The sequence below is a fragment of the Pseudoalteromonas sp. S2755 genome (assembly GCF_005886535.1).
In the GTDB taxonomy this organism is placed as follows: domain Bacteria; phylum Pseudomonadota; class Gammaproteobacteria; order Enterobacterales; family Alteromonadaceae; genus Pseudoalteromonas.
The window spans coordinates 25,210-42,541 of sequence record NZ_PNDS01000069.1 but is presented as its reverse complement, the minus strand read 5'-3'; the positions used below and the strand labels follow the sequence as shown (position 1 = coordinate 42,541).

Here is a 17,332-nt window from a genome sequence, read left to right as displayed (position 1 = left end):
TTTAAGATTCTCTGGCAAAGATCATAAACTCTAATTGATGCCCTATGGTATGCGCGCTAAAATAGTGTTTTAGCAATAATCGAGACCATATCGTGTCTGTAACTCGCTCGTTAGTTCAAACTCTGTCTGAGTGCATTGAACATGTACTAGATACTTCTCTTCATGCCGATAAAGCATTAACTCAACTGCTACAGAATAACCCTCAGTGGAACCTTGATGAAAGGCAGTATGTGGTGAGCAACTATTACCATATCTTCCGCTTTAAACGGCTACTGGCTTACCTACTTGAGCATGAAGAAATGCCGCTAGATGGCTTTGGCTACTGGTTAACTTGCCAAGTTGTTACAGCGCAGCCGCTTCCAGAGTGGGTGGATACCGAGCGATATAATCTGGAAAAGCTGCAAAGCTTAATTGAGCAGGCGCCTCAAGCCGTTCGTTTATCTTTACCTGATTGGTTAAACGAGGTTGCAAACGAGCAACTGGGTGAGCAGTGGCCTGCGGTTGCATCCGCGCTAAATCAAAGTGCTCAACAATATTTGCGAGTAAATAGCCTAAAAAGCGATATTGCGACAGTGACAGAGTCCTTAGCAAAAGAAGGGATCAAGGTCTCACAGGTTGCACTTGATTCTCATGTTGCGCTAAAAGTTGAGTCCAATAGCCATCTGTTCCGCTCTCAAGCGTTTCAGGCGGGTTGGTTTGAAATGCAAGATGCAGGTTCTCAGCAAATCGTGCCTTTTTTAGAAATACAGCCCGGCCATAAAGTGGTTGATGCCTGTGCAGGCGCTGGTGGCAAGAGCTTACATATAGCGGCGCTAATGGAGAATAAAGGTCGCTTGTTGTCTATGGACATCCATGAACATAAGCTTGAAACGCTGAAACAACGAGCGAAACGTGCTGGTGTGCATGTTGCTGAAACGCGCGTTATTCAAAACAATAAAACCATTAAGCGTCAAAAAGAGAAGTTTGATCGCGTGCTACTGGATGTGCCGTGCTCAGGTCTTGGTGTATTAAAGCGTAATCCAGATGCAAAGTGGCACTTGAATTCGCAAAATTTAGACACACTTATTGCTTTGCAAAGCGATATTTTGGCGCGCTACAGTCAAATGTGTAAGGTGGGCGGCAAATTGGTGTATGCAACTTGCTCTATTCTTCCTTCTGAAAATGAGCAGCAGGTTGAACGCTTTTTGGCAAATAACCCCAATTGGCAGTTAGAAGACTCACTACGTTTACTGCCAGGAGTAAATTCAGAATTTGACGGTTTTTACGCCGCACGATTAGTAAAAAATAGTTAGGAAACAAGATGAACCCAATCATTGCATTACTTAAAGAGCACAATATTTCGGATGAACAGATCCAAGCGGTATTTACCCAACTGACTGAAAATCCAATGATGGCGATGGCGACTATTCAACAACTAGGTATTCCACCTGAAAAGCTTCAACAGTTGATGGCTTTGGTAATGCAAAATCCGGCATTAATCAAAGAAGCAGTTAACGAATTAGGCCTTGATTTTGAAAAGGTTGAGGCTGCAAAAGCACAGCTAAAACAGTAGTATTAATGGCTATGCCCTAGACAAGCTCAGCCTTGTCTAGGGCATAGCTAAATAACTCACATGCAGATCAAATCTTGTGAGTAAAACCACCGTACACCCCAAATAAAAATCCGAGAATACCAGAAAATAGGGTCGATCCTATCGCGTAGGCAAGTATTGCCTTACCCCGATTTTTCCACTTTATTAGCTCATGCTCCGCCATTTTATAGTTAAGTATTATGCTGTACAAACCAGAAAATAAGAGCGAAAAAATTGCGTAAAGCTGCTCGCTGATGATACCCAGCATTAGTGGAATTGAGAATATCAGTATGCTTAGGGTTAGAATGAGTAGGTGTCCTATAGCGTACTCCAGCATTGTGTAGGGCGCAGAACGATACACTAGCTTAGAGGCTAATCCGAGTAAAAATGCCAGAATAAAGACGCGATAAACATGAGTAGCCTCATATAGTGCGATTTCAGACTGCCATTTGAGCTGCTCTTTCGATTCCAAAAGTTGACTGCTGGATATAAAGCTGATTTCAAGTAGGTGAGAGGCAAGCACGATAACGGTGAGTAGAATAAAACTAAACTTGAAGGGATTACCAAAGCGACTTCTCTGTCCATTCAAATATCCAAGAATGGTCTTAAAAGGTCGAAGTAATAATCCAAAAAGTAATTTAAAAAAAGGGGATTCGAGTTCAAGTAGTGCGCTTTGAAGCAAAATGCGTAAGTGTTTAAAGGTCAGTCTCGACGCTTTTTTTTGTCCACAACCTGAGCAGTACTCGCCAACAAGTAGAGTGTGGCAATTTAAACAGTGCGATTGATTGTCAAAATTTGAGTGATCCATAGATGTATTTATTATTTTTTCTTATCGATGAATGCTACCTTTTTTCGTTTCTAATAATCAAACAATATAGGTGTTAAGGCCCACTTTTCCAGTACCCCATCTGAACTTATCGTCGTGAGCACATTGCTATCGGAGATATGTATATCATAAACAGTGCTGCCCAGATTTAGTTGTGCAATTGGCCAACTGACAATCTCTTTTCCCGACGTTAATTCCCACAACGAAATATATTCCTTAGAAGAAGTGGTTAGCAGAAATTTGTCGTCAGCGACAAACTGTGCACTTCGAAAAAACTTGAAGCGCTGAGGATAGGATAGAGATAATACTTGTTCACCTGTGCGAGTATCAATGAATTTTTGGTCTTGCAGGGCGTCTGAAACGAACAGCCAATTTTCATTTTGTGATAATGCCAAACTGGTAATACGATGAGGCAACTCATAATCTACGATGACTTCTTTACTCTGTAACTCAAGCCTTTTAGCGTGACCGTCTAAAGAAGCAGAGTAGAGCGAGGTCAAGTTACGATTAAAAATCAAATGCGTAATGCTGCTTTCATGAAGCTTTATTCTGGTGATGATCCGCTTGTCTAAACTCAAAAGTAGTATGCTGCCGTCATTGTAGCCAAGGACGATAAACTGCTCGTCGCTGGACCACAGGGCCTTGGTAACGCGAATAAATGAGTCAAACTTTGGTAATGAATAACTGACAACTTCGTTTGAGTGCAATTGCCAGATGTTGAGTTGGGTGTCTGAAATACTCAGAATACTGCGTTTGCTCGGCGCTATTAAAGCGTCATGAAAAGTAAGTTGGTATTTACTTCCCTCAATTTGTTTAATGAGCTGTTGGCTTTGGTTATCCCAAACTTGTACTAAGTGATCGTCAATGAGTAGTATGGTTAGCGCCGCGTCACTTGAAAGTTGGGCGAGGCTAACCGGCAACTGAGTCAATTGTATTTGCTCTGTTGGCGCTAAAGTTTGCCTTTTGCTGCACCCGGCGAAGAGAAGCAAAGCGACTATCATTGTGTAAAAAGCGAGTCTCATTTTGTACCTTAAGTCTTAGCCTTTCCCTCTTTCTTAAAGAAAGTTAATCACATTCTAATGACAGTACCAAAAATGGCTTGTGCTGTATTTATATATCGGCGTAAGGTAAAGCTCCATTAATATTAACCTTGGAGTATGGAGTGAAAGGGTTTCTTGGTTTGGTGTTACTTGCTGCAATTTGGGGTGGTTCATTTTTATTTATGAAGGTGGCTGCAGGTGTTCTTGGTCCTGCTGTACTCATTGAATTTCGAGTCTTATTTGGTGCGCTAACGCTTGCCGCGGTTGCCTTACTATTAAAGCGCAATTTACATTTTTGGCAGTACAAAAAGCACTTTTTAATCCTCGGACTGTTTAACTCAGCGTTACCTTTTATGTTATTCGCTTATGCTGTGCAAACGCTTGATGCTTCTATGCTCTCAATTTTAAATTCAACCGCACCATTTTGGGGTGTGTTAATCAGTGTGTTTTGGCTAAAAGTGCCGCCCCAAAAGTCGGTGTGGCTAGGTTGTGGATTTGGGATTACAGGTGTTATCACGCTAGTTGGATTGGATAGCACAGTATTGGATGAGGGCGCATGGCTGTCTATTATTGCAACCCTGTGTGCGACTCTGAGCTATGCAGTGGCCTCTCATTACACCAAAACGGCACCAAAAATGAGCGCATTTAATCATGCCCATGGTAACTTATGGGGCTCTGCGCTATTAGTATTGCCTTTTATTTGGTTTATGCCAATGAGAGAAATGCCTGACACTACAGAGATAAGTGCGGTAGTCGGACTTGGCGTATTATGCACAGGCGTTGCCTATATTCTCTATTTTAAGTTAGTTGAAGATCTCGGCGCTGCGTCTGCTTTATCCGTTACCTTTTTAATTCCTGTGTTTGGGATTTTATGGGGACATCTATTTTTGCAAGAGCAAATCGGTGCGAACACAATCCTTGGCAGTATTTTAGTCTTGCTCGGAGTGAGTCTAGTGACTGGACTACAAGAAAGGGTATTCCCGCCAAAAGCAATAAAGGAGCTATAGATGAGAGGTGTTGGTCTTAGCTAAGGTCAAAAAAGCATTTCCCAGAAACGATAAAAGGGCCTAAAAGGCCCTTTGGTGAAGTATCGTTCAAGTTAGTGTGGTCACTTTAACCCCTTAAAGCAACCAACCAATTGTTTTGCAACTGCGGCTTATCTCAATAAGTTTCTAAGCTAGCGAGAGGAAGAAACCTGCAATTGCTGCACTCATGAGGTTAGCCATAGACCCTGCTAACACTGCTCTGAGCCCTAGGCGAGCGATATCCTTTCTACGACTTGGGGCCATACCACCAAGTCCGCCTAGTAAGATGGCAATCGACGATAAGTTAGCAAATCCACATAAAGCAAATGTGACAATCGCTTGAGTGTGTGTGCTCAACGTATCGCGATAATTCATATAATCTAGGTAGGCAACAAACTCGTTAACTACCAGTTTTTGGCCGATAAAACTACCTGCCGTCACGGCTTCCGACCAAGGAACCCCAAGTAGCCAAGCAACAGGGGCAAAGACGTAGCCTAAAATTTCTTGTAGCGTCAGTGTTGGGTAATCAAAAATTCCACCAATACTGCCTAGTAAACCGTTTAGTAGTGCAATAAGTGCCACAAACGCAAGTAGCATTGCACCTACGTTCAGTGCTAAGTGCATACCGCTTGATGCACCAGATGCTGCCGCATCAATTACATTTACTGGTTTATCATCACCACTATCTACATCAGATAGGTTTTCGTGTGGCTTCTCGGTTTCTGGCACAATCATTTTTGCCATTAAAAAACCACCAGGAGCTGCCATAAAGCTTGCGGCAATTAGATATTTAAGCTCAACACCAATCGCCACATAGCCCGCCATAACGGAGCCTGCCACCGTCGCCAAACCGCCCACCATAACTGCAAACAACTCTGATTGCGTCATTTTTGGAATAAACGGCTTTACGATCAAAGGGGCTTCCGTTTGACCGACAAAAATATTTGCCGTAGCTGAAAGCGACTCTGGTCGCGACGTTTGCAGCAGCTTTTGTAAGCCACCACCCAAAATTTTAATGATCCAGTTCATAATACCAAGGTGATACAACACAGCAACGAGTGCTGAGAAGAACACGATCACTGGTAACACCTGAATCGCAAAGATAAACCCTAGCGAGTCTTGTTTGGCTAATGGCCCGAACAAGAAACCGATACCGTCATTAGCATAGCTAATGACCTTGGCAACTGCGCTAGACATTGAAGCTAGTACATTTTTACCTGCTTCAATAAAGAGTACAAAGCCACCAATAAGGACTTGCAGTAAAAATGCAACGCCTACGGTGCGCTTATTAATAGCACTGCGATTTGTAGAACACGCAAATGCTACGCCTAGGAGCATCATCATGCCCACTAAGCTCATAATTGTTGTCATGCCAATTTCCCGTTATTCTTGTAGCAAATATTTTATTTTACTTTTAATAATATCAATCGCAACGCGATTCATACCGCCACGGGTCACAACCAAGTCGGCATTATGCTTGGATGGCTCGATAAACTGATAAAACATCGGTCTTACCGTCGCCTGATATTGTTCTACCACAGATGACAGACTTCTTCCTCTGTGCTCTATATCTCTTTGCATGCGACGCAGCAAACAAATATCCAAAGGTGTATCAATGAACACCTTGATATCAAACTCTTCACTTAATGCAGGATCGCTCAGTAGTAATATACCCTCGACGATTAGTATCTTAGCAGGGTTTACTATTCGAGTTTTATCACTACGTGTATGCTGTCCGTAATCGTAGGTAGGAACCTCTACGGATTCACCTAGGCGAAGCTTAGTTAAATGCTCGCGTAACAACTCGTGTTCAAACGCATCAGGATGATCATAATTCGTTTGAGTACGATGCTCTATAGGTAAATGCGATTGATCTTTATAATAGGCGTCCTCTTCGATTACCGCGATAGTGCCTGAGGCAAGCTCATTCACTAATTCGTTGTAGATCGTTTGACTAAAAAGAGACTTACCAGACGCAGACGCGCCAGCTATGGCTATAATAGTTCGTGTCACTAAAGTTCACACCCAGCAGTTGTTTATGTTGGAAGATCACAATAGCAAAAAAGACACGATTAATCTCTTTTGCCTCGCTTAATGAGCAAATTTAACGGGTTTGGCGTACTCAAAACAGGACTTATGTCCGCTTGAGGGCGACAGAGCTAAATTAGCAAGATCGCAGCTTTTCGTGAATTTTGTGACTATTTTATTACAGCGGACTTATGTCCTGTACGATTTTTTTAACCAAACATAAAGTAACCAACGCTTAAGGTAACCATGTATTTAAGAATAAATAACAGCCTAAGCAGTATAGAGAGGTATCTATGGCAAGAGCAATCATTTTAATGGCAGATAGCCTAGGTATTGGCGCAGCACCAGACGCAGAAAAGTTTGGTGACGTAGGCGCGAATACTCTCGCTCATTTATTGCAGGCGTATAAAGAAGAAAAAGGACAAGCGTTAGACTTACCGAATCTTTCTAAGCTAGGCCTTATTGCAGCGTGTGAAGCTGCAGGTAAAGAAACCTGCGCCGTGGCGCAAACCATAGAACCAAGTGCTGCTTGGGGATATGCAAAAGAATTATCGAGTGGTAAAGACACGCCGTCTGGCCACTGGGAAATGGCAGGGGTGCCGGTATTGTTTGATTGGGGTTATTTCCCAAATACTAACCCATGTTTCCCACAAGAATTTATAGATGAATTGTGCAAACGTGCAGACATACCTGGTATTTTGGGTAACTGTTACGCGTCGGGCACAACGATTTTAGAACAGCTGGGTGAAGAACACATGCAAAGTGGTAAGCCGATTTGCTACACCTCAGTTGATAGCGTCTTTCAAATAGCCGCTCATGAACAATCGTTCGGACTTGACAAGCTTTATCAAGTATGTGAAATCGCACGGGCACTGCTTGATGAAATGAACATAGGACGAGTGATTGCGCGGCCATTTATAGGCACTTCAAGTGCCGACTTTATTCGTACCGGTAACCGCCGAGACTATTCGGTATTACCGCCTTCGCCGACTGTGCTAGATAAGCTAGCCAATGACGGTGGCGAAGTAATTAGTATTGGTAAAATCGCAGATATCTATGCGCATCAAGGGATCACACAAAAGCACAAAGCGCCGGGTCTTTTGAATTTGCTAGCGAAGACAAGCGACGTGATGGACACAGCGCCAGACCATAGCCTTATCTTCACCAACTTAGTCGACTTCGACGAAAAGTTTGGTCACCGCAGAAATGCAGTGGGATATGCAGAAGCACTTGCTGAGTTTGACGCATTTTTACCGGAAATTATTGCCAAACTAAAAGCTGATGATTTGCTTTTAGTGACTGCCGACCACGGTTGCGACCCAACTGCTGAAGGCACAGATCATACGCGAGAGTACGTGCCTGTATTGGCATATACACCGGGTATGAACAATACTCCGTTAGGAGAAAGACAAAGTTTTGCTGACATAGGTCAAACGCTTGCCCAGTGGTTTGATTTAGACGCAACGCAGTACGGTGAAGGCTTTAAGGCCGAGATAAAAGCCTAACTAAAGGAAACAATATGAGCACTCCACACATTAGCGCAAAGCCAGGTGATTTTGCAGAAACGGTATTAATGCCGGGCGATCCACTAAGAGCAAAATACATTGCAGAAAACTTTTTGGAAGATGCTCGTCAGGTAACTGACGTTCGCAACATGTTTGGTTTCACTGGTACTTACAATGGTAAGCCAGTTAGCATCATGGGCTCAGGCATGGGCATTCCATCTATGTCTATTTATGCTCGTGAGCTTATTGTTAGCTTTGGTGTTAAGAACCTGATCCGCATCGGTACATGCGGTGGTATTAGTCAAGACATCAAGATCCGTGATGTGATCTTTGCGCAAGGTGCAAGCACAGACTCAAATGTGAATCGTGCTCGTGTACGTGGCTATGACTTCGCTGCGATTGCTGATTTTGGTTTATTAGAAAACGGCGTAAACGCTGCTCGCCGTTTAGGTATTGAAGCAAAAGTTGGTAATGTTTTCACCACAGATACTTTCTATCAAGCCGATGGCGAATTTTATAAAGAATTAGACAAGCTAGGTGTAATGGCTGTTGATATGGAAACAGCCGGTTTATATGGTGTAGCGGCTGAGTATGGTGCAAAAGCGATGGCATTGTTCACGGTAAGTGACCATGTTATTACTGGTGAAGCAACGCCACCAGAAGAGCGTCAAAGCACGTTCAATGAAATGGTTAAAATTGCACTAGAGTCCATTTAATACAATTTGAAAAGTTCCTTGGTAACGTAATCGCAGAGTTTTGGAGACACGCCTAAAACAACGCGAATCACACCCAAAAAAGCCGCTTTAAGCGGCTTTTTTTTTGATCTTTGTCCATCCGAAATTCCCATATCTAGTTTAAACTACATAAAGGTGGTAGAGTTTTTCTAATGATAAGGTATTGGTGTTGGGTGATGACGATTCATGTTCTGGGCTTTTTCGCTTTAATGGCGAATACCGAAGTTGACTTGGGTGCGTTTGAGTCTCTGGTCAAAAATGCGCCTGATGACGCGCTTAAAGTATACCAAATTGCGATTGCTCGGGAGGATCTTCCAGTTCAAGATTTATATCAACTTCATTATCAAGCAATAAGAGCAAGTGCGAGCACATTCAATAATGTTATTTTGATTGAGGCGATAGATAGTCTTAAAACACCACCTTTTAAGGCTTTGGCGGATGAAGATAGGGCGAAGATTCTGACTAATATTGGTGTTGGGTATCGTCGTCGTAACCAGAATGAACAAGCTATTTGGCATTATCGGTGTGCAATGAATGCCACGGCCAGTTTACAGCAAAAGTCTGCACTCAAAGTAAATATTGCGATTGCGTACACACGCCTTGAACAACCCGCTATCGGTTACCGCCTTTTAAAAAGTGTGGATAGAGAAATGTTACCAAGCTTTATGCAAGCAGGACTGCTAACTGCACTTGGCAATGCAACATTTGCACTGGGTGAAGTGGATAAGGCACTTAGTTATTTCATTGAAGCGGCGACCCATTATGCACAAGATGAAAACTATAGAGCTGTGAAGCAAGTATCAATCAATAGTCTTGGCATATATGTACTCCACTCAGACTTCTCCAGCTATCATAAGGTGCTTGCTGATATAGCATCGGAACCGTCCCTAATAGAAGATAATCAGCATTACCTTGGTTGGTTGCGAGAACTGGTACAACAGCTAGAGCAAAACAAACAAGGCTTAACCGAGTCGACAACAATGAAAGCCTATTCGCTCGGCGCTGCTAATAAAGGATATGCAGCTATGGTGAATGCGCATATCGACAAGTTTAATCTGTCGCTACCGAAGGTCACTTCACAGCTTACTGTCAGAGATCCGCTTCCTGTTGAATTGGGGAAAGCCTGGTGTCCGAGCCATTGACAAAGCCAATTTTTTTGCCATGGTTATGTTATCGTTAAATAAATACGGTTTGTGAGTTTTGGAGAAATAATGTCGCAATGGGTAAAAGGAGAAATCGTCGAAATCACGCATTGGACGCCAACGTTATTTAGTATCAAGTTTACAGCAGACATTGCACCGTTTAAAGCGGGTCAATATACTAAATTGAGTTTGCAACAAGGGGATAAGCGTATTGCACGAGCATATTCCTTTGTAAACTCGCCATCAGAGTCAATTCACGAAGTTTTGTTAGTCGAAGTGCCAAACGGCAATCTTTCTGTGCCTTTACATCAGCTACAAATTGGTGATGAGCTCGATGTAACTTACCAAGCAAACGGCTTTTTTATACTAGATGAACTACCACCTTGCGATACGCTTTGGATGATAAGTACAGGCACGGCGGTCGGCCCATTTTTGTCGATGCTTAGAGAAGGTGAAGTGTGGCAGAAGGTTAAGCAGGTGATCCTTATTCATGGTGTGCGCCGAAATGCAGACCTGTGTTATCGTGAACAGCTCGAGCAGTTGCAACAACAAAGAAACGGCTTTACTTATGTGCCGCTCGTTACGCGGGAAAAGCCAGAGCTCGGTTGCCAAGGGCGCGTCACTGAACTGATAGAAAATAAGCAATTATTAACTTATCTAGGCTATAAGCAGTTTCCTGATAATAGCCATTTTATGCTTTGTGGTAACCCCGAAATGGTGAAACAACTAAGTGCTCTATTGCAGAGTATGGGATATGAACGCCACAGGCGGGCTAAACCCGGGCATATCACCGTTGAACAATATTGGTGATCCTATGCAGGTTCGTGTTATTCATCTCTTGTGCATATTACTGCTGGTAACCGCGAACACTGTGCCTGCAGAGCCAAAGGTAATTAGGGTTGTGGACGCAGCTGAAGAAAATGGCACACCGCAGAACCAATATTTTTTGTCAGTCTTGCGGCTAGCTTTAGATAAATCACGAGAGCAATATGGCGAGTACTGGATAGAGCCTATCGATTTACCAATTAATCAGTCACGACAATTTAAGGAGTTGCTAAAGCACAATGTCGATGTCTTCTGGACGGTATCAACAGCCGCTAGAGACACTCAGGCAAAGCCTGTGGCCATTCCCATAGCGTTTGGCAGCTTTGGTATAAGAGCACTGGTAATGAACGTGGCCGACAGCGGCAAGCTGAATGTGTATTTATCGTTATCAGAGCTACAAAAGTTCAACGTAGTTTTGGGGCGGGATTGGCCTGATGTTCACATTTTTGAAAAGGCAGGTTTTACGGTAGAAAAATATGTTGATGGGTTGGCAGTTTACAGAGTGCTTGCAAATAGTGCCGGTAAGATTTTTCCACGAGGTATCATTGAAGTAGTACCCGAGCTCAAGTCGTTCGATAACAAGCAACTGACTCATGGCGAGAAAAACCTGTTTCTCTATCCCTCAATGGTGTATTTCTATGTCCGCAAAGAAGATATTAAACTTTATAAACGCCTAGAGTATGGTCTAACACAAGCGCTTGAGGATGGCTCTTTGGCTGCGCTTTTTTACGACAGTACTATGATGGCTGAGTTGAAGAAGCACTTTAATTTACAAGGTGCCGCCATCCATCAAATTGAAAATCCGCTGATTATTTCTAAAAAGCAGCTCGACTCGATTTCTCAATTACAAATCGAGCTGCTAAAACAACTTAACTATTCACCAGCTCGTTAAAGCTTTGGTTATCTGCAAGGCTCGCAAACGCTGGCTCGTGTTGTAACTCGTTCTTTAAGTTAGGTGCATATTCCAAAGCCATACGGATGTCGGCCATCGCATCTGCGTGCTTGTAAAGCATCGAGTAAGCACATGCTCGTTGCCAATAGGCATAGCCATAATCACTGTCAATTTCTAATGCTTGATTACACAAAGCAATTGCCGTGTTGGTTTGACCAAGCTCTAACAAAGCATCAGCTTTGTAGGCAATCGCCTCGACATCTTCAGGTTTGCGATTTAGGATTTCATCGTAAATCTCAATTTTAGAGTTCATATCACTCTCAAGGTTTGCCCGCATCCACAGAGAGTGTACTTCATTCGTTATGGATATCTTCTTCTGGTTATTGAGGATTTCTTCAGAGCGTTCGCGTAATTTCTCTTCAATAACCTGAAGGCGCTTTTCATATTCATCGGTGATCGTGCCAACGCGCAGGCTAACGATATCTTCTACTTTACTCTTAATATCTCTAAAAGAAGTCCAGCCAACGACCACTAAGATGGACGCGGCTGCTGTGATCAAAAAGAGCACATTATTGATGGTATCTGTGGTATAGGTAATTGCGCGATCTGCAGTATCTAGCTGAGAGTGACTGATTTTCTTCTCAATATCAGCTCTTAAGCGCATTTGATCTTCTCTGACTGCTCTTAATTCATCAAGAATATAACGCTCAATTAGGGGTCTATACATCGGCTCTTGTAATTGTGACAAAGCCTGTTGTTGTTGGTTTTCTGTCGGCTTATTTGACGTTGTTTGTTCATTCGCCATGCTAGTAAAACTACAAGCGACGAGTAGGATAAATAGTACTATGCTTTTCATATTGGTGTTCTAGAAACTTTATATTTTTAGTATGGTGCATGAGTTAAGATAGAATTGCAAAAAGCGGAGAAGAAATATTGGCTTATGTAATGAAATTAGCGATTTATAGCCTGATTATGCTCTCTTTAACGAGTTTAAGTGCCTCTGCAAAAGAGCTACTGGTGGTGACCGAAGAGTGGAAGCCATATAACTTCACCAATGACAAAGGAGAGGTTGTCGGGAGAGCAACAAAAAAGGTAAGGGAGGTGCTTGCTGCAGCTGAGATTGACTACGAGATAAAAGTTTACCCTTGGGTACGGGCAATGAAAATTGCCAAAGAGCGCCCAAATACAATGATTTACTCGATTTATCGTACTGCTGAGCGTGAAGCTGACTACGAATGGGCATGTCCTTTGATCCGCCCAGTGGGAGTATATTTCTTTAAACTTAAAACACGTAAAGATATTCAAGTTGCTTCATTGGAAGATGCCAAGCAATACACCTCCGCAGTAGTTAAAGGCAATATTTATTATGACTTTTTGATTCAACAGGGTTTCACTCAAGGAGAGCATTTGATGGTCGCCGCCGACTCCAAAAGTTTTTATAAACTCTTTTTAAAAGGGCGGATAGACCTTGTAATGTCAACAGAATATATCATGAGTGAGGAACTTAAGGCGGCTGGGCTCAATTATGATGAGGTTGTACCTCTGATAGAAGTAACCAAAGCGACTCAGCAGCGTGGCTGTATGGCATTTAGCAAGGAGACGGATCCTATACTTATAGACCGAATAAGACGCGCACTGGCGAAGCATAATCAAGAATTTGTTGGACCATAATGGGCAATCCTTAGAAAAAGATTGCCCGTAGTGCTAGAGTACTAGTCAGTATTAGTAGCTAAGTTCAATTTGACCAATTGACACACTACCTTTGTCCCAGGTTGTTCTGCACTTGAGGTCCAAAACAGCACTGCTTTCGTAGTTGTTGTCTAACGTTGTGGTATAGCTAACAAACTGCTCTTCTGCTACGTTTGGAACTGATATATCTGTCCAATCAAAGCCTTTACCTGTTTCTCTAAACTTGAACCATTTATCTATACCACCATCGCTCACTTTACGAATTTTTGAAACCAAACAAAATGCATTAGTGCCAGTTAAGCCCTGTGTCTTGCCATGAACGGTTAAAGTAAATTGACCAATATTGGCATTTAACGGCACGCTACAATTAAAATAACGTTCTGTTCTTAGATAGGATGGATTAAAAATAAAGTAGCCACTTCCCGTGGCACCCACTTGTTCGCTGTGTTTTTGTGCTAACGCCTCTGAGTTACCAACCGCATTTGCATGTTTAGTGAAAGCAGCTGCCTCTAATTTAGTGTCCAAAGCACAGTTATTTGCACCTGAGTACAACTCTACAGTAGCGTATGCCGAGTTCGCAGCGAATAATGAAGCGATAATCGCAAGTTTGGTTTTCATACTAATTCCTTGTTTTAGGTAATAAAGTAGGTACGTTAGCAGTTAATATTATTTTGGTAAACAAATTGTTTTTGAAGTTTTTCGTAAATGATTATGTAATTTCTTTTAGTGGAGCTAGCTGTATAAAGAAAGGAGAAGATGGTTCTAACTATGTAAAAATTAATTTAGATAACGCATGGTCTAGTACTGTTCTACAGAACGGTAGTATGTAGCCCACAGCTAATTTTAGTTAGAAAAGCTCAATGCGTGGATTAACAATGCATTGAGCTTGATTTTATGCTCTAAAATTTATAACTGACTGATAACTCAACTCTTCTAGGTGTTAAATAGTTTGAAGCGTTTAAGTAATTTGGGTTTGCTTCAGGCGCTGATGCAGAGCCAATTTCACTTGTCTCCGTATATTCTGTAACTTCTTGAGAGTTAAATGCATTTTTAATATTTGCGCGTAACGTTAGGTTTTCAGCCCACTCAGGTTTATATGTAACACCTAAATCTAGAGTTTTAACCCAAGGTGTTCTTCCTTCATTACCGCGACTGCCTAGCTTGCCTTGGCAAAAGAATGAAGATGCGCTGTAACCTGCAAGACCGCTATAATCAACACCTAATTCATCTTTGTATTGTTCCAATGGTAGATATCCATAGCAGCTTACCGGTCTACCAGACTGAACCAAAATATTTGCGGACACTGCGATTTCTTCTGTGAGGTTATATCCACCAAACAGTTTCAATGTATGACGTCTATCATTCGGTAAGTAGCCATCAGCACCTTTCTGAAATAATGCATGATCCACATCTTGTGTGGCTCCTGCATCATCCTGCTCTAATGTCGAATTCACATAACCTTCCGCATTTCCCTTACTCTTCGCATAACTGTACGAGCCTTTTAAATACCAATTGTCTTCAAATGCTCGTTCCCAAAAGAACTCTACAGCGGTATAGGTACGTTTATATTTATCTAGGTCAAAGTAGCTGGCGGGAATTGAAACGGCTTGATAGTTTCCATCGTTTTCAAGATCCATAGCAATTTCAACATTATTGCCCGGGTTCATCATCATACAATTTGCCATGCTATTGTAGTCGAAGTTATTGTAGCCATTATCGGTTGCATAGTTTATAAATGCTTGGTGACCACAGTAGTCATCCATACCATCTTTTATTTCACGATAAATTGCTTTAACACCAACTGTCCAAGTATCAAACTCTTGCTGATAGCCTAAGATGAATTCATCTTGATGCATTGGTTCAAGATTAATAGCGGCAATGGAACCTGGGTGAGGAGGATTTTCATCACCGTTGTATGATGTTTCACCTAATTTAGCACCTAACTTGGTTGGTGCACCTGTCGTTGGATCTTCATCAGCACTATCTACAAGGAAGTATTCTTCTGTGGAAAATTCTATACCAGAGCCACGAATGTTAGTATTGGCCGAAATAGGAATATAATAGCGTCCAGCTGTGGCAAATAGCTTTTTATCACCTTCCCCAAAGACATCCCAAGAGAACCCCAACCGAGGCGCATATTTAGTGTCACCTTTCACAAAGGATTCACCCTTTGAGTTAAAGTTTTCGAACCCTTCAGCACGAATACCTAGTCGAAGAATTATGTCGTCTGTGACTTGCCACTCATCAGTTAGATAAAATGCGGTATTCTCCACGAGATACTTACCCGAAGCTTCTGTGAGAGTACGATGGCGAACATAGTCTTGTCCTTCGGGTACAACCACACCTCTTACTTCACTTCCTGTGCCTCTATGCCAGCGCCAGTAATCACCACCAGAGAACTCCCGTCCGAGCTTAGTTGATTCAAACTCTTCTTTGTCATAGCCAAAAGAAATACTGTGTGCGCCAATGTCGTAGCGTAATCCCAGTCGAATCGAATCACGAGTATCAGATTCTGTTTCTCCTTCAGGATCGTAGCGATAATATTGGTTTGAATCTTTACCCCAACAACCGATCCGTTGTGAAGAGGTTGGAGTCTCGCGACGATCATAAACTAATGGGCATTCAGCTCCAGGTCCTTCAAGTGGATTTCTAACACTAGAGTCAAATTCCATACGCCCAAGAAGTGCGTTTACAGTTAGGTTATCCGTGATATATCCCGTGTAGCTAAGGATATGAATATCACCACTGTCACTTATTGAATATGGATCTGCTGGCGTGCCATGCTTACCTGTGTAATATTCATCTTCAGGGTTGGTGTATGGATGAACCGTGTACTCATCGTCATTAAGAATATAGGTATATTCTAACACCTGACTATCGGTAATATTCCAGTCTAACTTAAATAAGCCTAACGGCGACTCATCGGTGTTCCGTGTACTTCTGTCGACATTAAAATCGTTCCATTCATCGTCGCGCCATTGATACATTGCAAAGAAAAATAGTTTGTCTTCAATAATTGGACCTGAACCGTAAACGTTATATTTCAAGTAATCATACGTATTGTCAGAATTATATACATGATACTTTTCGCTCGGAGAAGGGTCGGTTTGCTTGCTTAAGTTATCGGTTCGATCTTCACGCAAGCCTTTTGGTGTCCAATATGCTGAGCCTCCAAATTCCCAATCATTGGAACCGCGTTTTGTTACTATATTAACTACACCACCGAGCGAACGTCCATACTCAGCACCATAACCACCAGTTTTAACCTGTTGTTGTGATACGCCATCGTAAGGAAGATTGGCAAAAGAAGTAAATTTCCGAATGTTTGTAACATCAAAGCCATTGATATAATAACCATTTTCAGCAACAGATGCGCCACCGAATGATGCTAGATTTCCAAAGCCTGAATCACCTTTGGTTGTACCTGGAGCAAGTAATGCAACACTCGTTAAGTCCTTTGTAATTGGTAGTCGATCTATATCTTCCGCGGTAAAGACGGTTGCTGATTCCACTGAAGTTAAATCTAGGGGGGAAACTCGAGAGCCAACGACACTAAGAACTTCAACTTTTTCTGTAAAATCGATAGAGCGCGTACCACCGACAGTCACAACTATATCGAAACTTTGCTCACCATTAGAAACGGTATAATTACCGGTGGGTAATTGTCTAAAGTGAAACTTCTCATTCGTTGGTACGGAAAACGTTCTTGAAAGGCCTGTATCTTTATTTTTGATTGTTACAACAGAACCTTGGTTGGCAACGCCTGAAATTGAGCCCGTTGAGTTATCTGCGAACGCAGGAGTAGCTGAAGAGAGAGCAAGTACCACGCTTAATGTAACTAAGTTTATTTTCATTATTATTCCTTTATATTTTGCAAAGATGCACATATTTTGTAACAAAGCCTATATAGATTTACAAATGTAAATTTTAAAATTTTATTATAAGTATAATAAACAAATAGTTAGCGTGTTTTGTTCTTTGATTTGTAAAGAACTAACATGTTTTGTCTCAATTTGACTATTTCTTCCAAAAAAGTTGAGAAAAATTGAATTAATA

Annotated in this window: 16 protein-coding genes and 1 pseudogene; 9 read left to right on the top strand and 8 right to left on the bottom strand. The window is 42.0% G+C overall.

Features of this window, described 5'->3' with window-relative positions:
• The first annotated feature begins 92 nt into the window (after positions 1-92).
• Both CWC03_RS12635 and CWC03_RS12630 read left to right on the top strand, forming a co-directional pair.
• Positions 93-1,292 carry an RsmB/NOP family class I SAM-dependent RNA methyltransferase gene (locus CWC03_RS12635; RefSeq protein WP_138582211.1) on the top strand — a complete coding sequence of 400 codons (1,200 nt, stop codon included), beginning with the start codon at positions 93-95 and terminating at the stop codon, positions 1,290-1,292.
• Between the two features lie 8 nt (positions 1,293-1,300).
• A complete protein-coding gene (locus CWC03_RS12630) occupies positions 1,301-1,552 on the top strand; it encodes a DUF2999 family protein (RefSeq protein ID WP_039496508.1) in 252 nt (83 codons plus the stop codon).
• 67 nt (positions 1,553-1,619) lie between these two features.
• Here CWC03_RS12630 and CWC03_RS12625 read toward each other — a convergent pair whose 3' ends face one another.
• The 3 genes and pseudogenes from CWC03_RS12625 to CWC03_RS12620 form a co-directional block, all read right to left on the bottom strand.
• Positions 1,620-2,042 carry a hypothetical protein gene (locus CWC03_RS12625; RefSeq protein ID WP_249314032.1) on the bottom strand — a complete coding sequence of 141 codons (423 nt, stop codon included), beginning with the start codon at positions 2,040-2,042 and terminating at the stop codon, positions 1,620-1,622.
• 66 nt (positions 2,043-2,108) lie between these two features.
• Positions 2,109-2,378 (bottom strand): annotated as a pseudogene (locus CWC03_RS23975) (DUF3667 domain-containing protein); the annotation flags it as partial.
• Between the two features lie 50 nt (positions 2,379-2,428).
• Positions 2,429-3,418, bottom strand: coding sequence for a WD40 repeat domain-containing protein (locus CWC03_RS12620; RefSeq protein ID WP_138582210.1), 990 nt, complete (start codon positions 3,416-3,418; stop codon positions 2,429-2,431).
• Positions 3,419-3,558: 140 nt separating this feature from the next.
• Between CWC03_RS12620 and CWC03_RS12615 the strand changes: the two genes are divergently transcribed.
• The gene (locus CWC03_RS12615) at positions 3,559-4,443 is read left to right on the top strand and encodes a DMT family transporter (protein ID WP_138582209.1); all 885 of its coding nucleotides are present in this window, start codon (positions 3,559-3,561) and stop codon (positions 4,441-4,443) included.
• A 165-nt stretch (positions 4,444-4,608) separates the two neighbouring features.
• On the opposite strand, the gene CWC03_RS12610 is transcribed toward CWC03_RS12615, so the two are convergent.
• Positions 4,609-5,832, bottom strand: a complete 1,224-nt coding sequence (locus CWC03_RS12610) for a NupC/NupG family nucleoside CNT transporter (RefSeq protein ID WP_010369948.1) — start codon at positions 5,830-5,832, stop codon at positions 4,609-4,611.
• A 12-nt stretch (positions 5,833-5,844) separates the two neighbouring features.
• Positions 5,845-6,474 carry a uridine kinase gene (udk, locus tag CWC03_RS12605; protein ID WP_010603723.1) on the bottom strand — a complete coding sequence of 210 codons (630 nt, stop codon included), beginning with the start codon at positions 6,472-6,474 and terminating at the stop codon, positions 5,845-5,847.
• A gap of 308 nt (positions 6,475-6,782) precedes the next feature.
• Here udk and CWC03_RS12600 point away from each other — a divergent pair, with 308 nt between their 5' ends.
• From CWC03_RS12600 to CWC03_RS12580, 5 genes are all read left to right on the top strand, one after another.
• Positions 6,783-7,994 carry a phosphopentomutase gene (locus CWC03_RS12600; protein WP_138582208.1) on the top strand — a complete coding sequence of 404 codons (1,212 nt, stop codon included), beginning with the start codon at positions 6,783-6,785 and terminating at the stop codon, positions 7,992-7,994.
• A 14-nt stretch (positions 7,995-8,008) separates the two neighbouring features.
• Positions 8,009-8,710, top strand: a complete 702-nt coding sequence (gene deoD / locus CWC03_RS12595; protein WP_010369942.1) for a purine-nucleoside phosphorylase — start codon at positions 8,009-8,011, stop codon at positions 8,708-8,710.
• Positions 8,711-8,904: 194 nt separating this feature from the next.
• Positions 8,905-9,870, top strand: a complete 966-nt coding sequence (locus CWC03_RS12590; protein WP_138582207.1) for a hypothetical protein — start codon at positions 8,905-8,907, stop codon at positions 9,868-9,870.
• A 69-nt stretch (positions 9,871-9,939) separates the two neighbouring features.
• Positions 9,940-10,680, top strand: coding sequence for a ferredoxin--NADP reductase (locus tag CWC03_RS12585; RefSeq protein WP_138582206.1), 741 nt, complete (start codon positions 9,940-9,942; stop codon positions 10,678-10,680).
• Positions 10,625-11,587: a hypothetical protein gene (locus CWC03_RS12580; protein ID WP_249314026.1), complete on the top strand. Its 963-nt coding sequence runs from the start codon at positions 10,625-10,627 to the stop codon at positions 11,585-11,587. Before CWC03_RS12585 ends, CWC03_RS12580 begins: the two co-directional genes overlap by 56 nt.
• On the opposite strand, the gene CWC03_RS12575 is transcribed toward CWC03_RS12580, so the two are convergent.
• Positions 11,565-12,392, bottom strand: a complete 828-nt coding sequence (locus tag CWC03_RS12575) for a TPR end-of-group domain-containing protein (RefSeq protein WP_249314031.1) — start codon at positions 12,390-12,392, stop codon at positions 11,565-11,567. The two genes, CWC03_RS12580 and CWC03_RS12575, sit on opposite strands and share 23 nt — an antisense overlap.
• A 140-nt stretch (positions 12,393-12,532) precedes the next feature.
• On the opposite strand from CWC03_RS12575, the gene CWC03_RS12570 reads away from it, so the two are divergent.
• Positions 12,533-13,258 carry a substrate-binding periplasmic protein gene (locus tag CWC03_RS12570; protein WP_138582204.1) on the top strand — a complete coding sequence of 242 codons (726 nt, stop codon included), beginning with the start codon at positions 12,533-12,535 and terminating at the stop codon, positions 13,256-13,258.
• Between the two features lie 51 nt (positions 13,259-13,309).
• Here CWC03_RS12570 and CWC03_RS12565 read toward each other — a convergent pair whose 3' ends face one another.
• Together CWC03_RS12565 and CWC03_RS12560 are read right to left on the bottom strand one after the other, a co-directional pair.
• Positions 13,310-13,894 carry a hypothetical protein gene (locus tag CWC03_RS12565; protein WP_138582203.1) on the bottom strand — a complete coding sequence of 195 codons (585 nt, stop codon included), beginning with the start codon at positions 13,892-13,894 and terminating at the stop codon, positions 13,310-13,312.
• Positions 13,895-14,175: 281 nt separating this feature from the next.
• Positions 14,176-17,130 carry a TonB-dependent receptor gene (locus CWC03_RS12560; RefSeq protein WP_171040249.1) on the bottom strand — a complete coding sequence of 985 codons (2,955 nt, stop codon included), beginning with the start codon at positions 17,128-17,130 and terminating at the stop codon, positions 14,176-14,178.
• Positions 17,131-17,332: the final 202 nt, after the last annotated feature.